This window comes from Asanoa siamensis (assembly GCF_016862555.1).
Lineage (GTDB): Bacteria > Actinomycetota > Actinomycetes > Mycobacteriales > Micromonosporaceae > Asanoa > Asanoa siamensis.
In genome coordinates this window covers 84,359-102,607 of record NZ_BONE01000027.1, presented here as the reverse complement: position 1 = coordinate 102,607, position 18,249 = coordinate 84,359, and the positions used below count along the sequence as shown (strand labels likewise).

The following is an 18,249-nucleotide window of genomic DNA, read 5'->3' as shown; positions in this document are numbered from 1 at the left end:
ATGACGCGGTTGGGACGGTGAGCAAGACAGCGACGGTAGGCGCTAGGTCGGTGAGGGCCTGCCGGAACAGGGCGGCGGGTTCGCTGGGGTCGGTGAGGGGTTGGTCGATGAGGATCAGGTGGGGGCGGCGGAGCAGGATGACGGCCAGGTCGAGCATCCGCTTCCACGGCGGTGCCAGCCGATCGGACTCGGCGTCGGCAAAAGCGTGTAGGCCGCAGCGGTTGAGCACGTCGGCGATTTGTTCGCGGCCAGTCATGGCGCTGGTTTGTCGGCGGTAGAGGATCTGCCACCGGACCGCAGCCTCGAGGACGCCGGTGACGGTGCGCTGAGGGTGCCAGCGCGGCGTCACGCGGAGGTGGCCGACGTTCTGCCGGGTGAGCTGCGAGACGGGCCGCCCGGTGACCGGCTGCCCACCGAGGTGGACCTGTCCATGGTCGGGGTAGGTGGTCCCGGCGATGATCTCCAGAAGGACCGTCCCCGCCTTGTCCGGGACGACCACAGCATGGCGGTGCCCGGCGTCGACGGTCAACGACACGTCGAGCAGCCCGTACCTCGGTGCGCGCACCCCGGTGACCCGTAGCAGCGGAACCTCCTGCCGCGGGTGCGGATCCGCGATGGAGCCGTCCCGTTCTCGATGCGGCCTACGCCGGTCGGACCAGCGGTCACCGCTGCCGGCCGGCGGCGTTGGAGTCACGGGCCGGTTGTGCCGGATAGGTGGTGTCATCTCCGACCCCCTCCTGGAGCCGAGCCGGCCGACTCCCCGCCACACGGGTTCGCGATCCCCAGCGGCGGGAGGGTCAGTACGAAGCGGTCGGCGCGGTCAGCGCCGTCGGAGGTGAGGAAGCCGCGGCGTTGCATGCGGGTGAGCAGGTTGTCCAGCCCCGCGGGACGTAAGTGGGCGGCAGCGGTCAGGCGGCGCTTGGTGGCGGCGTTGAGCAGCACGGCGCGGCTGCCAGGCCCGCGGACGTGAAGGGCTAGGACACGCGCGAGTTCGTAGAGGCGCCCGCCGTGTGTGTCGCCCCAGATCCGGGCCAGCCACACCCCCACGAACGCGTGCACCGGCAGCGCGCCGGTCGGGTCGACCACCTCGACCGGCACCGCCGCCTCAATCTCCCGCTCCGGCAGTTCGGCAATCTGACCTGGCTGATGCGTGCCGGTCGGGTCGGTGATGACCGCGCATGCCCAGCCGGTCGTGATCGGGTGGAGCAGCACAACGAGCGCCCCGCATACCGGCACGTAGCGGATGGCTCCAGCATGAGGCGCGGGCGGGAGGGGATTCGTCTCCTGCCGTGTCCCCGGCGCGGCGTGACGGGTGATCGTGGTCATCGGTGATCACCTCCGACGGCCGCTGGCGCGCTGGGGCGGAGTTGGCGGGGTACCCGCCGCCCATTGACGTTGACGGCCTGGCCGTTCACCCGGCCCGGTTCGGGCGTCGGCGTGTGGTCGGCGAGTTCGGCCAGGAACGTGGTGACGCGGTCACGGGTCACACCCGGGGCGCAGACGATGTGGCTACGCCCGCCGTGGTCGGCCAGCCCCCACCGGCCGCGGATGTCGTGGGGTGGGGTGGCGAGGGTGACGGTCATCGCATGTGGGTTGCGCCAGGCCGGCCAGCCCTGTTCACCGAGTGCGGTGTGCAGATGCGCGGCCAGGTCGCGGGCGTTGACGGCGCGGGCGGTCAGCCCGTCGCGGCCGAAGATGGTCAGGGCGTACCAGACCGCGAGGGCGGCGTGTCCATTACGGGACGTGGAGATCGTCGCGTCCGGGGCGCCGGTGTACGACACGACCGGTGCACGGGCCCGCAGGCTGGCTCTGACGATGACGGCGGCGCAGGGCATGGGTGTGGCCAAGAATTTGTGCCCGGAGACGAAGATGCAGTCGGCGCCGTCCGCGAAATCGAAACCCGGCCGCTCGGTCGGGTCGAGAGTGGCGAGGGGGATGCCGGACAGGGCGGCGTCGACCAGGACGAGCCGCCGCTCGCTGGGCACGGCGAGCTCGTCGAGGATGGTGGTGATCCGGCGTACGTCGTCGACGGCTTCGCTGAAGGTGCTGCCGGCGTTCGCGACCACCACGATCGGCCGGTCCCGCCGGGCCGCGACCTGGTCGGCAAAGTCGTCATAGTCCAACTCCCCACGCGGGTCGGTGCGCAGGACCACCGACCGCAGGCGGGCGAGGCGGGCCGCCTTTGAGATGGCGGGATGGGCTGCGGCGCTGTGCAACACGACCGCGTTCGGGTGCAGGCGCGCGGCGAGGTCGAGGCCGTAGAGGGCGGCCTCAGACGCGTTGCCGGCCACATACCCCCACCTGTCATCCGCGGGAGCGTGGAACAGGTCGGCGATGATGCCGATGGCGTCGCGTTCGACGTCCTTGGTGTGGAACGGGTACAGGCCATCGACGAACGGGTCACCGAGGTTGTTCAACAACCCCCGCGTGAAGATCTCAGCGAGGGGACTCCAGTCCACGTCGCATGCGGCGGGGAACCCGAGTGCGTCGCCGATGCCGTCGAGGCGGCCGGTTAGCCTGGCCAGCCGGGCGGACACCACCCCGCCCGCGGCGGCGCTGGGGCTAAACATGGTGGAGGCCTTCGGCCAGGACAGCGTTGAGGGCGGTCAGCCACTGCCACACGGCCGGATTCTCCGCCCCGTGGGCGTCGCTGGTCGCGATGTCTGCGGCGGTGGTGGCATGCCGCTGCCGCACGCCCGAGACATCGCGAACCGCGTGACTCGACCAAATTCGGGTCTGTGCGAACTCCTGGCGGGCGAGGCGGTCGATCAGGATCATCGACCCGTCAACCAGATGGGCGTAGCAGCGTCCGGGAACGTCCATGTCGGACTGTGCGGTCTTCTGGACCTGCTCCCACGACCCGTCCGGGGTGTCCAGGGACGTCACCCCAAGCCCCGCGTAGCGGGCGGCGGGTGAGCGACGGTCGGACCAGGAGAACAGCACCTCGTCCGGATCCCGGCGGGCGGTGAGATGGTCCTTGAACAGGGGGCCGAGTTCGTAGAGCAGCATCGGTAGTCGCGGTTCGTCGCCGGCGGGGAACAGTCGGGCGGCGACGCGTAGCTCGCAGGTGGCGGGGAATCCTGATGGTGGTTCGGCGAAGAAGAACACCAGCACGTGCGGGCCGAGCGGGTCCCGACGCCGCCGACCCCAGCTCGTGACCGTCTGGTTCCAGTTCATCGACACCAACCGGTTAACAACCTTGTTCCGCAGGTCCGGCAACGCGTCATCCCACGCCGACCGCGACGACGACACCACCGTGGGTGCGAACACCTCGCTCGACCCGACGCCGTACCCGACATCGGCGCCGTCGCGTACACCGGACGGCTGCGCTACCGCGTAAGCGGGAGGCGGCTCCAATCCATGCTTGGATGGCGTTGGCCACCACGGCTGCCGGCCGTCACCCGGGTCAATGTCCGGTCCACCGTCACCCGCCGACCCTGGGGTGCGTGTACGTGGCGGCTCCCACAAGGGCTGGGGAATCCGGGCCGAGCCCTGCTGGCCGGCGGGTGGTGCGGTTGCGGCGTGCCGGGCGTGCCAGTGCTGGTATTCCGACGGTGGATACGTCATGACAGTGGGGGCGCCTTCCATCACAGCCTCACCTCCGAGAGCCGCTGGTCCGGCATCACCAGCGGATGCGGCCGCCCTCGCCCGATCCCCTCCCACACCTTCGGTCGGAACGCGCGGACCAGCGCGGCCCAGCACAGGGCGGCCAACACGAATCCGGCCACGATCAGGGGGATGGCGAGGGTGGTGGCCAGGGAGCCGTCGGTGCCCAGCAGGGTTTCCATGCGGACGGTCATCATCGCCAGCACCGCTATCCCCGCCACGATCCCCGCCAAGGGTGCGATCCGGCGGGTCCACAAGCTCTCGTTGCCGCCGCCGCCCCGGCGGAACCACACCACCGCCGCCCACGACGCCGCGACCAGCAGGACGAGCACGACGAAGCCGGCCAGGGCTGCGAGCCAGGAGAACACCGTCGTGATCGGATCCGCCCCGGCCACCGCGAACACCCCGACCACGAGCGCGGCCAGGATGCTTTGGACCAGCGACGCGGCGACCGGGGCGTCGCGCCTGGACTTCTTGCCGGTGCCGGTCCGGGCAAGCACGGCGGGCAGCAGCCCGTCGCGGGCCAACCCGAACAGATACCGGGCCACCGTCGCGTGGAACGAGAGCATCGCCGCGAACACGCTGGTGAACAGCAGCACCTTCCCGAGCGCTGCGACCAAAGCGCCGAACACCCCGAACGCCTCAGCCAGGACCGTGAACGGCAGACCGGGATCGGCCTGCGCCGCCTCCTGGATCCGGCCGGGGCCGGTGGCGACGATCATCGCCCACGCCGACAGCGCGTACACCGGTCCCAACACCAGCAGTGCCGCGAACGTCGCCCGGCCCACCGCGCGATCGGATCGGGCTTCTTCCGAGTAGGCCTGACCGGACTCGTAGCCGAGGAAGCCGGCGATGCCGAGCACGAACACCGCGCCGACATCGCCGGTGAACAACTGCGAGGGCAGGAACGGCGCCGCCGAGACCACCCCGTCGGCCGGGTGGGTGAACGCGGCCACGATGAACAACACAATGACGCCGAACTCCGCGACCAGGAACGTCGCCAGCACGCTCGCGCCGATGTCCACCCGCAGCACGCCCAGCACCCCGATCGCCGCACACACCACCGCACCCCATATCCACCAGGCGCCGCCGAACTCGGCGGCGAGGGTGGCGCCGAGGAACCCGTAGAGGGCGAGCTGGACGGCGTTGTAACCCACCACCGCCAACAAGCCGCCGGCCACACCCCACGCCCGGCCCAGCCCGTGCGCCAACAACCCGAAGAACGGCGCCGCATGCCCGACACGCCGGGCCATCGCCACATACCCCGTCGTCAACAAGCCCAGACCGGCGGTCAGCAGCAGGTAGGACAGCGGCACCCCCACCACACCTGCGGTGGCGAAGGTGGTCACGATCCCCGCCATCAGCACCGTCGTCGGTGCCGACGCCGACACCGCATAAAACCAGAGACCACCAGCACCAACGGAGCGCCGGGCCAAGCCACCATGGATGCTCATGCACGAGCCCTCAAAACATGCGATGGCCGGGTGGGGCAGTCGACCGAACGGCATTCCAGGCGGCGGCCATGCAGAACGAAATCCCGACGGCTGACCTCAACCAAGGCATAGCTCCGAGGACGCAGCGGACCCAATCTCCAATACGCTCGATCTCGCTTCATCGCCCGAAGCGCGCGTCCTTGCGTGCGCCGAAAACAGCCGAGGTCATGCGTACCGTCAGGCCAGTCTCGTCGTATCGCTAAACCTGCAGTCCAATCCGGCCGATGCGGATGGAGCAGCACAAAGATTCTCCGCCAAACATTGCTTCGGTCGGTGTCGCTGACAGTCGTCTTCACGGTAGGCCCATTCCTCACTCGCCCCACCCGGTGGGTTTGTTAGCCCGGGTCGAGAACGGCATGACACGCATCGTCGGCGTGTTTAGGTCCCTTTCAACCTCCAGGCTGCATGTCGCATCGGAGGCGGTTCGGCACGGAAACGGGGCGCTCAGGCGCATCTCCAGCCGACGTCAGCGGCGCCGTCTACCAGTGGACTGGTGGACGGACGACCAGCGTGGCCTCCGCAGGCTCGTGCTCTGCGCCCGACGAGACGCCCACAGGCACGAGACACGGATTGATGCTCCACCCCTGAAAATCACTGTGCCCCTCTCGCGTACTTCCGGGCGGGTGCGCAGCAGCGAACGCGGTCACTCGCACCTAGTCTCAAGGTCTCACCTAGTCTTGCAGTGAAGACTAGATCCAGACAAGTTGTCTGACGAATGTTTCTCGCCCGAGACGGTCCGTGGCACACTGCTTGGGTGCCGAACTGGCCTACCCTGAGGCGACGACGCCTTGCGCGGGAGCTGAGCAACCTGCGCGAGTCCATCGGCATGACCATCGAGGACGCTGCGCGCCGCGCCGGAATCTCTCCTTCGCATCTGTCGCGCGTTGAGCGAGCGCTCGTAGGCGTCCGCGTCCCTGTAGTCAAGGCGCTGTTGACGACGTACGGGACCAGTGCGGCAACGGTCGCCAGCCTGGTAGAGGTCGCGGAGTCGGCCAGCCAACGAGGCTGGTGGCATCGATACGCTGGCAGCATCCCCGATGAGTACGCGACCTACATCGGGTTCGAGTCCGACGCCGCCCGCATCTGGAACTTCGAGCTGATCTCGGTTCCAGGACTGATGCAGACGGAGGGCTACACACGAGCCGTGCTTCAAGGCGGGGTAGCAAGACTCACCGAGGAAGAGATCGAACGGCGCGTCGAGGTTCGCATGCGGCGGCAAACGCTGCTGCGCCGGGAAGACGCGCCCGCGGTTTGGGTCGTACTTGACGAGGCCGCCATCCGGCGCCGCGTCGGCAGCCCATTGACGATGGCCGAGCAGCTAAGCCAGCTTGCCGACATCGCCGAGACGCCTCGTGTCGACGTGCAGGTGATCCCCTTCTCGGCAGGAGCGCATCCGGGGACGCCGGGCGCGTTCGTAGTCCTGGGATTCACCGATCCACACGATCGCGAGATCGTCTACATCGAAACGATGGCCGGGGATCTCTATCCTGAAGGGGATGCCGAAACCAGCCGTGCGGTTCAAGCGTTCGATCGACTCAGAGCGATGGCCCTCAGCCCCGACGACTCGGCATCAATGATTCGAGATGCGGCAGAGGAGCTCACGTGACCGACTTCAGCCAAGCGGTATGGCGTAAGAGCACGAAAACTCAGCAAGCTGGCCAATGCGTTGAGGTGGCGAAAGTAGGCGATGTCGTCGGGGTTCGGGATTCGAAGGATCCAGGTGGCCCCGTCCTCGTGTTCACTCCCCGCGAGTTCGCTGCGTTCCTCGACGGCGCCGCCAAGGGCGAGTTCAACGACTTGGTTTAGACAGGACCACAGCGCACGCTCTCTGTTATGTGGGCTCATTGATCGCCGGACGCCCAGCGAAAGGCCTTGGTGCTGGGCGTCCGTAGCCGGCGTGACCCTCGCGGGTGAAAGTCAGCGTTCGTCGAACTCGCCGCCAGTTGCGGCTTCGAGAAACGCGCGCCACTCACTGCGCGAGAACCGCAAGATGGCGCCATCGGGGTTCTTGGAATCGCGGACAGCGACGGCACCTGGCAGCGACGCGACCTCCACACAGTCCCCGTTCAAGCTCTGGGAACTCTTGCGCCAGGTCAGGTCCTCGGACGTTTCGGACATCTGCGCTTCCCTTCGTAGCCGTAGTTTGAGCCTGCCACAGAGGCGGCACGTGAGACTAGTCTTCATCCTCGACTAAACTAGATCGACAGATGGCGAGAGATGGGACGATTCGATGCAGATGGACGAGCTGGAGCGACTGCTGCGGAGCGTCGAGCGTTCGGTGTTTCGTCTGGAGACGCTGAACGCCTACAACGCACCCGGCGAGACCGAACTGTTCGGCGCCTTCATCGCTGGCCACCCCTTGCCCCGACGCCATCCTGACACCGACCCGTGGCTGCGCATGGTTGCGGACAGTGTCAGTGCGAGCCGACATTGGAGCCGAGTCCACCTCTTGGACCGCCCTTTGTCCGACTACCTTCGCTTCGAACTGCTCGGCTATCACGGCAACGTCGCCGCCGGCGAGGAAGTATGGATCGCCGAAAGGCCGGCAACGCCAAGCCGCCTGGCCGAGCTGACGCACGACTTCTGGCTGCTCGACGAGACTCAGGCCATCGTTGTTGACTACGACGAAAGCGGGAGGCGCGTAGCAATGGAGCCGGCTACCGATACGAGCCTCTTTATCGACCAGCGCGACCTCGCATTGGCCAGCGCGACGCCGCTCGCCGAGTACCTGCCAACCGTGCTCGAGGAACTGCGTAGATCCTGGTGAGCGCATCCGATGAGCGTGGTGCCCTGGCGGCGCGGCTTCGAGCGCTCCGCGAGGATGCCGGGCTTTCAACCACTCGCCTCGCCGTTGAGCTTGGGTGGTCGCAGTCCAAGGTCTCCAAGATCGAGAACCAGCGAACAAAGCCTTCCGTCGCCGATGTCCGCGCCTGGGCTGCCAAGACCGGCGCGCCCCAGGACGTGACCACGGAACTGCTCAACATCGCGGAGTCCATTCAGGTCGCGTCAATCATTTGGGACCGAACGCTCGGCGGTGGCCGCGCGGAGCATCAGCGCACTCTGGGACGCCTTCTGCACGAGGCAAAGACGATGCAAGTGTTTCAGCACGCCGCAGTGCCCGGCCTCCTTCAAACCGCTGACTACGCGCGCAGCGTCCTCGATTTGGCCGATGTATTTAGGATCGGCGACACCGCGCGCGCGGCGGCCGCTCGCATCGAGCGTCAGACAGCCTTGTACGACCTCAACCGACAATACGAGTTCGTGATTACTGAGGCGGCGTTGAGGTTCCGCCCTGTAGCGGCAGAAGCAATGGCAGCTCAATACGATAAAGTTCTATCGGTTTTGACACTTCCTAACGTGGAAGTCTCCATCCTACAAACAGGGGCTACGCCGTCAGCCGTTCAAGCACATGGATTTGTTATTTTGACACTTTCTGACGATTCAAGGTACGTAACGGTCGAGACCTATACTCGCGAATTAACCCTGACGGATCCCGAGGAGGCGAGTCAGTACTCGACCATTTTCTCGTCTCTTCTTGCTGATGCTAAAAGGGGCGACGAAGCCCGGGAATTACCGGTTTCCCTGAGGACTGACGCTCTCGCGAAGTGACGCCTTACGGCAATTCAACAGGGGCGCCTCCGTGACGTAGCGTACGACCAGGTAAAAGCCGGTGCGCACCCCGCCAACTGCATCTGAGTTGCGCTCGGTTTCATTTGCCGCAAACCTCCTTGCCGACTTTTCGGAATTCGGCCAAGTGCGCATCAATTTACCCCCTGTCGAACATGTCCGAGCACGTCAACGGAAGGAAGCGGCGATTGCCCACGCTACAAACAGGGTTGGACCGAATGGAAGCGCAATCCCTCTACGCCGAGTACGCAGGACAGACATCCATCCCCAGATGCCTTGCGCGATCCAGGCTCCGGTGATTGCCGTAAGCGCGATTTTCCAATCGAGCCACCCGAGGGTGAACGCGACCGCCCCGGCAAGATGGACGTCTCCGAGTCCCAGTTGGCCAGGTAATGCCAGCGCCGCGAGCAGCATGCTCATCGAAACCAGGGTTCCGCACGTGACCGCTTGGATTAGATGGGTCGTGACTCCGAGGCGGATCGATTCAATGAGGAAGAGGGCCGCGCACGTTGACCAGAGGACGCCGGTTGCGAGGTGGGGCAAGCGCCGTAATCGGAGGTCGACGTAGGACAGTCCGACGCCGAGAACGCTGAATAGCCAGTAGCCCGGGGTCACGATGTTCCAGCCGATGGCATGACACACGGCGAACGCGACACCCGCAGTTGTCAGCGCGCAGCCGACGGTTGCCGCCTTTGGTGTGCCCGTGTGCCGCCATCGCACCGGGACTGTGCCGGTGCGTGGCGCCCCGTGCGCTGTCGCCGCGACCGGCAACGCGGCGACGAAGCCGCTGACCGCCGCGGCGAGAGCCGCGATGCTGGCTAGGTCTGCCACTGGCCGTGGGAGTCCTGACGGTTAACAGGGTGTTCTTGGTCCCATCCCTCGATCTGCTTAAGGGCGAGCGTCAGGCGTCGCCCGCTGGCGGTGAGGGCGTACTGCTTCGGCACCTGGGCCGTACGGTGCTCGATGAGGCCTTGTTCGATGAGGGCCTTGAGGGTGTGCTGGAAGGTTCTGGAGTGGACGGGCTTCTCGGCGGCGCCGTAAAGCCTGTTGAAGAGGTCGGTGTAGCGCAGCGGGCCGGTTAGCAGGAGCTCCAGGATCTCCGGACCCCAGGTGCGTTCGACTGCGCGATGGACGCGTTGCAACATGCTCTTCACCGCGACTCACCTCCCCGTCGTGGGCGCGTCGAGGTACCGATCGAGCGATCATTGTATTGCTCTGGGTGAGGATCGGCCATCCGATTGCGATCAAGAAACAGTGTCGACGTATTGTCGCAATTGAGCCTTACTGACTAATAAGCCAGAACACCGTGGTTGATGGAGAAGGCCGGGATAGTCGGCCGACCGCCCTCGCGAGTCGCTGGGCGCTCGATCCGGCGGCACGGTCAACCTCGTAGTGGACACGCGCCAGGTCGGGCCTCCAGCGCTTCAGAGAAACCTCAAGAGAAGCGGGTCACGCCCAGGCAACGGCGAGCGGTGGTCGTCAGGATTCCATCTGCGTCCCACGCGCCTCGGCCCGCAGGCACGGTGCGATCGACACCTCTTCGACCCTGGACCGAGGCCCGCCAACGAACTCTACGAAGAGCGCTGGAGGCGCTCGAACATGGACCGTTCGCAAAAAGTCTGATCTTTTTTCGTTCCGCCCCCGTCACCTGCGGAACATGGTGGACTGTCGGTTTTACGACACTTCATTATGGGTATTTGATCCGGCTATGTCCAGGTATCGGCATTCAAGTAAGACGAAACCACGCGCGCGCGTTAACACTCGAAAACGCGCGTACCTGAAGGAAAGCGCAGTTGCCACCCTCGATAGTTACGGACTAGACACTTTGGGTGACCTTCATTCCTACGCGAACAAGGTCCCCCATTCCGTGCGTGAAGCGTCGCGCACGGGAGATCGTCGACCGAGGGACGGGCTCGTGAACCGGTGCACGGAGATGGTCGGGCTCACCGGCCTCCTGATGGTGTTAGTGGCCTGCGGTTCCCGCACGCCCGGTGCGACGCCGACGCAGAGCCTTCCGCTGTCGGCGTCATCCTCGAGCAGTGCGGCCGAGCACGATGCCTTGGTCGCCTACCGCGGGATGTGGTCGGCGTTCGTCGAGGCGGGTAAGACCTCGGATCCGGATGCGCCGGATCTCCGGAAGTACGCCTCTGACGACGCGTTGAAGCTGATCGTGAGTGGATTGGTGACGAACCGCGACCAGCGCAAGGTGATCCTTGGCGACCTCGCGATCGACCCGAAGATCACCGCCGTAAAGCCGGCCGGCAAGCCGGTCGAGGTAAGCGTGCTGGACTGCGTCAACGACGAGAAGTGGCTAGAACACAAGGCGTCCGGCGGCCTGGTTGACGACGTTCCCGGAGGCAAACATCGGACTACCGCCACGGTGAAGCTCACGGCCGATGGATGGAAGGTCAGCCGCTTCGACCTTGGGAACGAGTCATGCTGAAGGTTGCGCTGCGCCTGATAGTTGCCATGACCGTGGCCGTGAGCGCGCTGGCGGCGGCTCCGTCGATGGCATTTGCTGGTGGTGGTACTGGCTCGGTGAACTGCGACAAGGACAGCTCGCAGCCTGGTTGTAACGCCACGGTGGGGACACCGGGTCGACCAGGAGCGAGCACCGGGGGCACCGGTGGTCGCGGCGGTGATGGGAAGTGCCGTAACCCGCAGGGTGTGGAGATCCCGTGTCAGCGCGATGGTGGTTGGGCTGGCGCCGATGGCTGCTACTACAAGCCGGCCGACCTGTCGCAGTCCACGATTGACGCGTTGGGTGGGCAGCCCACTGGTGCGGGCGGCTGGTATCAGCGCACGTGCTACAGCGACGCCACAGGGACGACGCGGGCCCTCGGACGACCGGTGTGGATCGCGGGAGCGCCACCGGTGGTGTCGCCCGCGGTGTTGGCTCGCCAGGCTCGGGCGCGGCTGGTCCTGCCGGAGGTGGTCGTTCAGCTCAACCCGGCGGGCAAGCAGTTAACCAACCTGCCGACGTGGCTGGCCATGGACCCCTCATCGTGGGCCGCGAAGTCCGCTACCGCGTCGGTGCCGGGGGTGTCGGTGACGGCGACGGCAAGGCCGGTGCAGGCGTCGTGGGCAATGGGTAACGGCGCGACGAAGGTGTGCACCGGTCCGGGAACCCCGTGGACATCGGGCACGGACCCGGCGCTGCCTTCACCTGACTGCTCGTACACCTACACCCGTTCGTCGGCGAGCGCGCCGGGCGGCGTGTTCACCGTGACGGTCACGGTGGCGTGGGAGGTGACATGGGCCGGCGCCGGTGAGTCCGGGACGGTGCCGGGGCTGACGACAACGGCGGGTGTGCCGGTAACGGTGCAGGAGTCGCAGGCCGTCGTCACGAACTGACGTTCGCACCGTAGCGGCGCCATCAACGTGGAGGTAGTCATGTCGGTGGGTGCCGTGCGCCCAAGAACGGGTGTGGAGGATCCAACGGGCGCGCGGCCGCGTGCCGGGCGGGGGCCGTGGCGGGCCGCTCGTCGCCGCCGCCGGATGCCGTTCGTCGCGCTCGGCGGGCTGCTGGTGATCGTGTGCGTCCTAGCCTATGCCTACGGGGCGGTCGCCCTGGGTAACCGGGTCCAGGTGCTCGCGGTCGCGCGTGCGGTCGCTGCGGGGCAGGCGTTCACGGCGGCGGACCTGCGGCCGGTGTCGGCCGCGCAGGACGCAAGCGTCCAACTCGTCCCGGCGACGCAGGCTGCGCAGGTGATTGGCCGCTCGGCGGTGGTGCCGTTGCTGCCCGGGACGCTGCTGACTCCGGCGGTGGTCGGGGATGCGGCGTTCCCTCCGGCGGGCAAGGTGACCGCGTCGGTGGCGGTGAAACCTGGCCAGTATCCGCAGGGTCTCGCGTCTGGCGCTCGGGTGAGCGTGTATGTGGCGGCTCCTGCCGGCGTTGGTGCGCAACCGGCGCCGGCGGCCAGCTCCGCCCCGTCCTTGTCCACGCCGACACGGTTGCCAGCGGTCGTCCTCGCCGTGGATCTCGCCGGTGACGGCCAGGGCGCCACGGTCATCACGTTGCTGCTGGACGCCTCCGACGCTGGCCGGTTGGCCGGGGCTCCGGCTGGCGGGGTGGTGCTGATGCAGACCGCTCCTGACGGGAGCTGAGGATGCCGCTGCTGGCGATGTGTTCGTTGAAGGGCGCACCGGGGGTGACCACCGCCGCCCTCGGGTTGGCCGCGGTCGCCGACACCTCGGCGCGGGTGGTGTTGGTGGAGTGCGACCCGGCGGGCGGTGACTTGATGCTGCGGCACGGCCTGGCGGCCAAGCCGAACCTGGTGGACCTCGCCTCGGCCGCCCGGGGCACCGGCGGCGACCCGGCCGTGTATGAGGCCGTGGCGCAGGAGCTGGCGCTCGATGACCGGGCCGTGCCGGTCGTGGTGGCCCCGGCGGGCGGTGCGCAGAGCCGGGCGGCGCTGCCGGAGCTCACCCGCGCCGGCCAACTCGTCCTCATCCCGCCGGACCGGCTCGTGGTGGCCGACTGCGGCCGGTTCGAGGTGTCGTCCCCGGCACGGCCGGTCCTCGCCCTCGCCGATGTGGTGGTGGTCCAGGTCCGGGCGACCGCCGATGGTCTGGCCCACATCCGGGAGCACCTCGGCGAGCTGCTCGACGTGGTGACCGGCCGCCTGGTGGTGCTCCTGGGCCATGGCGGGCTCTACGGCGAGGCCGACGTCGCCGACGTCCTCGGCCAGTACGTGGCCGAGGAGTTGATGGCCCCGGACGCTCACGTGACCGTGCGCGGCCCGTTGCCCGAGGACCGGCGAGCGGCGGCGCTGCTGTCCGGTGGCCTGGTCGCGGGACGGCGCTGGCAGCGGCTGCCGCTGCTGCGGGCGCTGCACGGCATCGCTGGGGAGCTGGCTCCGCTGCTGATGACCGCCCGGCACGACGAGGACGCCGGAACTCGGACGGAGACGCGGGGATGAGTACCCCTTTCGGCCCACAGTCGACCGTCATCGTGCCGGTCAACGGGCACCGCCACGACCACCCCGTTGCACTGGAGCCGGGCTTCGATGTGGCCGTGGTCCGCCAGATCCGCCGCGAGGTCGCCGAACGGCTGACCCGCGCGAACCGTGCCCAGGAGGCCGCGACCAGCACGCCGATACCCGCCAAAGAGCGGGAGGCGTTGACCCGCCGGTTGATCAACGAGGCCCTCGACGCGTACGCGACGGCGGAGATGCAGGCCGGACGCCCGCCGCTTCACCCGCAGGTCGAGTCACGGGTCGCGCGGACCGTCGCCGACGCGCTGCTCGGCGCGGGCGGATTGGAGCCCTGGCTGAACAATCCGCAGGTGGAGGACATCGTCGCCAACGGCTGTGACCGGGTCTTCATTCGCTTCGACGACGGTCGGATCGAGCAGGTCGACCCGATCGCGGACTCCGACGCCGAGATGGTGGACCTGATCCGGATGTTGGCCGCCCGCACAGGCAACGACGAGCGCCGGTGGGACCGGGCCGCGCCACTGCTGAACCTTCAACTTGAGGACGGCAGCCGGTTGAACGCGGTCCTCGATGTGGTGCGGCGGCCGTCGCTGTCGATCCGGCGGCACCGCTACATGACGATGACGCTGCCCGAGCTCGTCGAGTTGGGCGCGATCGACACCGCCCTCGCCGAGCTGTTCGGCGCGGCCGTCCGTGCCCGGCTCAACACGGTGGTGGGCGGCCCGACCGGTGCGGGGAAGACGACGTTCCTGCGCGGGCTGGCCTCGGCCATCCCGGCGTGGGAGCGCCTGGTCACGATCGAGGACACGTACGAACTCGGCTTCGACAAGGACCCCGCGCACCCGAACGTGGCGGCGATGCAGACCCGGGATGCCAACGTGGAAGGCGAAGGCGCGATCGACATGGCCACGCTGTTCGGCAACGCGCTGCGGATGGTCCCGTCGCGGGTGTTCGTCGGCGAGGTGCGCGGGCGTGAGGTGGTGCCGCTGCTCAACGCGATGAGCCAAGGCAACGACGGCTCCATGTCGACCATCCACGCCTCGTCGTCCGCCGGCGTCTTCCGCAAGCTCGCCCTCTACGCCGCCGCGGCCCCGGAACGCCTCGACCCGGCCGTGACCAACATGCACATCGCCGAAGGGCTGCACCTGGTGGTCCAGTTGCGGCTCACTGAGACCGGCCGCCGGTTCGTCACCAGCGTCCGGGAAGTCGTGGAATCCGACGGGCTGCAGGTCGCCTCAAACGAGATCTTCCGGCCTGGCCCGGACGAGCGCGCGGTCCCCGGGGCGTCCGTGTCGACCGCGCTGCTCGAGCGGCTCGTCTTCCACGGGTTCGACCCGGCGTTGCTGCAACGCCGCCACGGCTGGTGGGACACCACCGCCACGGGCACGGACGGGACCGGCACGCGGCCGGGAAGGGGGCGGACGGCATGACGTTGACGGTGCCCCTGGCCGCGCTGCTGGGGCTGGGAACGGCGTTCGGGCTGGTGCTGGTCACCATCGGGCTTACCGGGCGGGAGAATCGCCCGGCGGGGCTCGAAACCGAGGCGTCGTGGTGGTCGAGGCTGGCCACCGGTCGCACGCCGGTGGACCGGCGACGGCTGGCCGTGTGCGTGGCGGTCGGTGTCGTGGTGGCCGTGGTGACCCGTTGGCCGGTCGCGGCGCTGCTGTCGGCCGGGGCGGCGTGGGTGCTGCCGGACCTGCTCGGCCCGGACCGGGGCCACGCCCGCCGGGTCGCCCGGATAGAAGCCATCGCCACGTGGACCGAGGCGCTGCGGGACAACCTGTCCGGCGCGGCCGGGGTGGAGCAGGCGATCGGGGCCAGCGCGATCGAGTCGCCTGAACCAATCCGCGAGGAGGTGTCTCGGCTGGCGTTGCGGCTGCAACGTGGCTGGCGGCTGGAAGACGCGTTGCGGGGCTTCGCCGCCGAGCTGGCCGACCCGACGGCCGACCTAGTGGTGATCGGGCTCATCATGGCCGCGAAGGGCAGCGCCGGGCAGCTCGGCGAGGTCCTGGGCGAGCTGGCCGCCTCGGCGCGGGCGAAGGTCGCCTCAAGGCAGCGGGTTGCCGCCAGCCGCAAACGTAACCGCACCTCGGTGCGGGTCGTGGTCGGCGCGACCCTCGTCATGGCGGTCGTGTTGACGCTGCTCAACGGCGGCTTTCTTGCCCCGTTCGACACCGCGACCGGGCAGTTCGTCCTCCTCGTCGGTGTCGGCGGGTGTTTCGGGTTCGCGTTCTTCTGGCTGGCCCGGCTGATGCGCGACACGGACACCAGCAGGATCCTCGCCGCTGCTGCCGACACCCCGGCCGAGCGGCAGGTGATGCCGTCATGACCGGCCTCGTCTTGTTCGCCGGGCTCGGCACCGGCCTGGGTCTGTGGCTGATCCTCGTCGGCTGGTTCCCGCGGCCGCCGCGCTTGGACAAGGTCCTCGACGCCCCGACCGGCCTGGTCCCGCTCGTCGATGCGGCCACCGAACCGGCCGCCGGTTGGACCGCCCGATGGGGCCGCCCGGCGGTGCGGTGGCTACGCCGCGCCGGGCTGCCGCTCGCCGCGACCCGCCGCGACCTCGCCACCATCGACAAACCCATTGATGTGCACCTCGCCGAACAGGCCACCGCCGCCCTCTTCGGGGTGCTGCTGCCACCGGTCACCGCCACGGTGCTCGCCTTCGGCGGCATCGGCACCGGCCTTGTAGTGCCGGTCGTCGCGTCGCTGGTCCTCGGGGCGGCCGGGTTCCTCGCCCCGGAGTTCTCCGTCCGCGGCGACGCCGCGAAGCACCGGGCGGCGTTCCGCGACGCCCTGAGCTCGTTCCTGGACCTCGTGGTCATCAGCCTCGCATCCGGGGCCGGCGTGGACCAAGCGTTGGACGAGGCCGCCCAGATCGGCTCCGGCCCGGCCTACACCGAGCTGCGCTACGCCCTCGCGGAGGCGCGGCTGGCCCGGATACCACCGTGGGACATCCTCGCCGTCCTCGGCCGCCGCGTCGCCGTGCCGGAGTTGCAGCAGCTCGCCGCCAGCGTCGGCATGGCCGGAACCGAAGGCGCCCGAGTCCGCGCCTCGCTGCGGTCCCGGGCCGTGTCGCTGCGCGACCGGCAACTCACCGACGCCGAAGGCGAAGCCAACGCCGCAACCGAACGCATGGCCCTGCCCATCGTCGCCCTCTTCGCCGGGTTCCTGATCTTCATCGGGTACCCCGCCGTCTCCGCCGTGCTGAGCGGCCTATGACACCTCGATTCCGGGACATCGGACCCCGATCGCAAAGGCGCCGCCCCGGCGCCGCTGCCGCACAACGACACCGAAGGAGGCACCACCCCATGTCCGCACTGCTGAGCTACCTCACCGCCGAGCTGCGGCACCGCTGGCAGCTCGTCCGCGACACCAAGGACGGCGGCTACACCACCGAGTCCGTGGTCGTCACCGCCGTCCTGATCACGATCGCGCTCACCGTCATCGCGATCATCGGCGTCAAGCTGGTCAACAAGGCCAACTCCCTCAACCTGGGTTGAGCGGTGGGTGTCGATATCATCAGAGTCCGCCGGACCGGTCGCCGTCCCCCGTCGGCGGCCGGTCCGGCCCTGCGGCTGCGCGCCCGATGGAGGCGCGTGGCCGCCCGCCCCGACGCGGGCGCGGCCACCACCGAGCTGGTCATCGCCATGCCGCTGCTCCTGCTGATGATCCTGTTTGTTGTCCAGGCCGGAGTCTGGATGCACGCCACCCACGTAGCGCAGGCCGCCGCGACCCGCGCGGCGAGTACCGCCGCCGCCTACCAGGGCACCGCCGCCGCCGGCCAAGCCGCAGGAGCGGAAACCCTCGCCGCGATCGGCAGCGGCGTACTCAAGACACCGGCGGTCTCGGTCACTCGCACCGCCACCGAGGTCCAGGGCGAAGTGACCGGCACCGCCGCGACCGTCGTCCCCGGCATGAACTGGAGCGTCCGGGCGGTCGTCGTGCGGCCCGTCGAACGTTTCGCGCCTGACCTGACAACGGCCGGAGGATCACCATGAACCGCAGGCTCCGGGCAGGGCTGGCGGCGCGGTGGAGACACGTCGCCGCGACCGGCGACGCCGGGTCCAGCACCGTCGAGGTCACCCTCCTCGCCCCGCTCCTCGTCGGTCTGCTCCTGTTCGTCGTGCTGTGCGGGCGGCTCGTCGCGGTACAGCTCGACGTCGACGCCGCCGCTAGCGGCGCGGCCCGCACCGGCTCCATCGCCCGCACCGAAGCAGCCGCCCGCATTCAAGCCGAGCAGACCGCCCGCGACACCCTCGCCGCACGCAGCCTGTCCTGCCCCGACGCCACCGTGACCGTGACCACCGGCGGTCTTCGTCCCGGCGGCGCGGTCACCGTGTCCGTGTCGTGTCGAGTTCCTTTGGCCGATCTGGTCCTGCTCGGTGTTCCCGGCAGCCGGGTGGTGACCTCGACCGCGACCTCACCGGTCGACCAGTGGCGCGGCACGGCACTGAGCCTTAGCACGCCGTCGACAAGGGAGCGACCGTGATCGCCACCGTTTCCGAGCCGTCCAGAGTCCCGCCGTGGGCAGGCAGAACAGTCAGCCGAGCGCGCCTCGGAGCGAGGACCGTCGCGGCGTGGGT

General features: G+C 68.5%; 22 protein-coding genes. 14 read left to right on the top strand and 8 right to left on the bottom strand.

Annotated elements, in window-relative coordinates; translation table 11 throughout:
- The 5 genes from Asi02nite_RS18375 to Asi02nite_RS18355 all read right to left on the bottom strand — a co-directional run.
- Window positions 1–565, bottom strand: a 565-nt coding sequence (locus Asi02nite_RS18375) for an ATP-binding cassette domain-containing protein (protein ID WP_203714557.1), incomplete at its 3' end; no start/stop codon positions are given.
- A gap of 155 nt (window positions 566–720) precedes the next feature.
- The gene (locus Asi02nite_RS18370; protein WP_203714552.1) at window positions 721–1,326 is read right to left on the bottom strand and encodes a hypothetical protein; all 606 of its coding nucleotides are present in this window, start codon (window positions 1,324–1,326) and stop codon (window positions 721–723) included.
- On the bottom strand, window positions 1,323–2,570 hold the full coding sequence (locus tag Asi02nite_RS18365; protein ID WP_203714550.1) for an aminotransferase class V-fold PLP-dependent enzyme: 1,248 nt from the start codon (window positions 2,568–2,570) through the stop codon (window positions 1,323–1,325). The genes Asi02nite_RS18370 and Asi02nite_RS18365 overlap by 4 nt, the downstream gene beginning before the upstream one ends.
- Window positions 2,563–3,270, bottom strand: coding sequence for a hypothetical protein (locus Asi02nite_RS18360; RefSeq protein WP_203714548.1), 708 nt, complete (start codon window positions 3,268–3,270; stop codon window positions 2,563–2,565). The genes Asi02nite_RS18365 and Asi02nite_RS18360 overlap by 8 nt, the downstream gene beginning before the upstream one ends.
- 317 nt (window positions 3,271–3,587) lie before the next feature.
- Window positions 3,588–4,997, bottom strand: a complete 1,410-nt coding sequence (locus Asi02nite_RS18355) for an APC family permease (RefSeq protein ID WP_203714546.1) — start codon at window positions 4,995–4,997, stop codon at window positions 3,588–3,590.
- 856 nt (window positions 4,998–5,853) lie between these two features.
- On the opposite strand from Asi02nite_RS18355, the gene Asi02nite_RS18350 reads away from it, so the two are divergent.
- Window positions 5,854–6,705 (top strand): helix-turn-helix domain-containing protein, encoded by an 852-nt coding sequence (locus Asi02nite_RS18350; RefSeq protein WP_239126802.1) that lies wholly within the window; start codon window positions 5,854–5,856, stop codon window positions 6,703–6,705.
- Window positions 6,702–6,905: a DUF397 domain-containing protein gene (locus tag Asi02nite_RS18345; protein WP_203714542.1), complete on the top strand. Its 204-nt coding sequence runs from the start codon at window positions 6,702–6,704 to the stop codon at window positions 6,903–6,905. Before Asi02nite_RS18350 ends, Asi02nite_RS18345 begins: the two co-directional genes overlap by 4 nt.
- Before the next feature lie 111 nt (window positions 6,906–7,016).
- Here the strand turns inward: Asi02nite_RS18345 and Asi02nite_RS18340 are convergent, their stop codons facing one another.
- Window positions 7,017–7,217 (bottom strand): DUF397 domain-containing protein, encoded by a 201-nt coding sequence (locus tag Asi02nite_RS18340; protein WP_203714540.1) that lies wholly within the window; start codon window positions 7,215–7,217, stop codon window positions 7,017–7,019.
- A 112-nt stretch (window positions 7,218–7,329) separates the two neighbouring features.
- Here Asi02nite_RS18340 and Asi02nite_RS18335 point away from each other — a divergent pair, with 112 nt between their 5' ends.
- Both Asi02nite_RS18335 and Asi02nite_RS18330 read left to right on the top strand, forming a co-directional pair.
- The gene (locus Asi02nite_RS18335) at window positions 7,330–7,866 is read left to right on the top strand and encodes a DUF6879 family protein (RefSeq protein WP_203714533.1); all 537 of its coding nucleotides are present in this window, start codon (window positions 7,330–7,332) and stop codon (window positions 7,864–7,866) included.
- A complete protein-coding gene (locus Asi02nite_RS18330; protein WP_239126801.1) occupies window positions 7,863–8,708 on the top strand; it encodes a helix-turn-helix domain-containing protein in 846 nt (281 codons plus the stop codon). Before Asi02nite_RS18335 ends, Asi02nite_RS18330 begins: the two co-directional genes overlap by 4 nt.
- A 186-nt stretch (window positions 8,709–8,894) precedes the next feature.
- Here the strand turns inward: Asi02nite_RS18330 and Asi02nite_RS18325 are convergent, their stop codons facing one another.
- Together Asi02nite_RS18325 and Asi02nite_RS18320 are read right to left on the bottom strand one after the other, a co-directional pair.
- A complete protein-coding gene (locus tag Asi02nite_RS18325) occupies window positions 8,895–9,557 on the bottom strand; it encodes an A24 family peptidase (RefSeq protein WP_203714531.1) in 663 nt (220 codons plus the stop codon).
- Window positions 9,545–9,871: a winged helix-turn-helix transcriptional regulator gene (locus Asi02nite_RS18320; protein WP_239126807.1), complete on the bottom strand. Its 327-nt coding sequence runs from the start codon at window positions 9,869–9,871 to the stop codon at window positions 9,545–9,547. The genes Asi02nite_RS18325 and Asi02nite_RS18320 overlap by 13 nt, the downstream gene beginning before the upstream one ends.
- A gap of 788 nt (window positions 9,872–10,659) precedes the next feature.
- Between Asi02nite_RS18320 and Asi02nite_RS18315 the strand changes: the two genes are divergently transcribed.
- The 10 genes from Asi02nite_RS18315 to Asi02nite_RS18270 all read left to right on the top strand — a co-directional run bounded on the left by Asi02nite_RS18315 (window position 10,660) and on the right by Asi02nite_RS18270 (window position 18,155).
- Complete coding sequence (locus Asi02nite_RS18315) at window positions 10,660–11,169, top strand: hypothetical protein (RefSeq protein WP_239126800.1); 510 nt, start codon at window positions 10,660–10,662, stop codon at window positions 11,167–11,169.
- Window positions 11,163–12,080: a hypothetical protein gene (locus Asi02nite_RS18310; protein WP_203714525.1), complete on the top strand. Its 918-nt coding sequence runs from the start codon at window positions 11,163–11,165 to the stop codon at window positions 12,078–12,080. The genes Asi02nite_RS18315 and Asi02nite_RS18310 overlap by 7 nt, the downstream gene beginning before the upstream one ends.
- Before the next feature lie 144 nt (window positions 12,081–12,224).
- A complete protein-coding gene (locus tag Asi02nite_RS18305) occupies window positions 12,225–12,833 on the top strand; it encodes an SAF domain-containing protein (RefSeq protein ID WP_203714524.1) in 609 nt (202 codons plus the stop codon).
- 2 nt (window positions 12,834–12,835) lie between these two features.
- Window positions 12,836–13,648, top strand: a complete 813-nt coding sequence (locus Asi02nite_RS18300; RefSeq protein ID WP_203714522.1) for a hypothetical protein — start codon at window positions 12,836–12,838, stop codon at window positions 13,646–13,648.
- A complete protein-coding gene (locus Asi02nite_RS18295; protein ID WP_203714519.1) occupies window positions 13,645–15,093 on the top strand; it encodes a TadA family conjugal transfer-associated ATPase in 1,449 nt (482 codons plus the stop codon). The genes Asi02nite_RS18300 and Asi02nite_RS18295 overlap by 4 nt, the downstream gene beginning before the upstream one ends.
- Window positions 15,090–15,992: a type II secretion system F family protein gene (locus Asi02nite_RS18290; RefSeq protein WP_203714518.1), complete on the top strand. Its 903-nt coding sequence runs from the start codon at window positions 15,090–15,092 to the stop codon at window positions 15,990–15,992. Before Asi02nite_RS18295 ends, Asi02nite_RS18290 begins: the two co-directional genes overlap by 4 nt.
- On the top strand, window positions 15,989–16,885 hold the full coding sequence (locus Asi02nite_RS18285) for a type II secretion system F family protein (RefSeq protein ID WP_203714512.1): 897 nt from the start codon (window positions 15,989–15,991) through the stop codon (window positions 16,883–16,885). Before Asi02nite_RS18290 ends, Asi02nite_RS18285 begins: the two co-directional genes overlap by 4 nt.
- Window positions 16,886–16,974: 89 nt before the next feature.
- On the top strand, window positions 16,975–17,166 hold the full coding sequence (locus Asi02nite_RS18280; RefSeq protein ID WP_203714510.1) for a hypothetical protein: 192 nt from the start codon (window positions 16,975–16,977) through the stop codon (window positions 17,164–17,166).
- Between the two features lie 96 nt (window positions 17,167–17,262).
- Window positions 17,263–17,664, top strand: coding sequence for a TadE family protein (locus tag Asi02nite_RS18275; RefSeq protein ID WP_203714508.1), 402 nt, complete (start codon window positions 17,263–17,265; stop codon window positions 17,662–17,664).
- Complete coding sequence (locus tag Asi02nite_RS18270; protein WP_203714506.1) at window positions 17,661–18,155, top strand: TadE/TadG family type IV pilus assembly protein; 495 nt, start codon at window positions 17,661–17,663, stop codon at window positions 18,153–18,155. The genes Asi02nite_RS18275 and Asi02nite_RS18270 overlap by 4 nt, the downstream gene beginning before the upstream one ends.
- The last annotated feature ends 94 nt before the right edge of the window (window positions 18,156–18,249 follow it).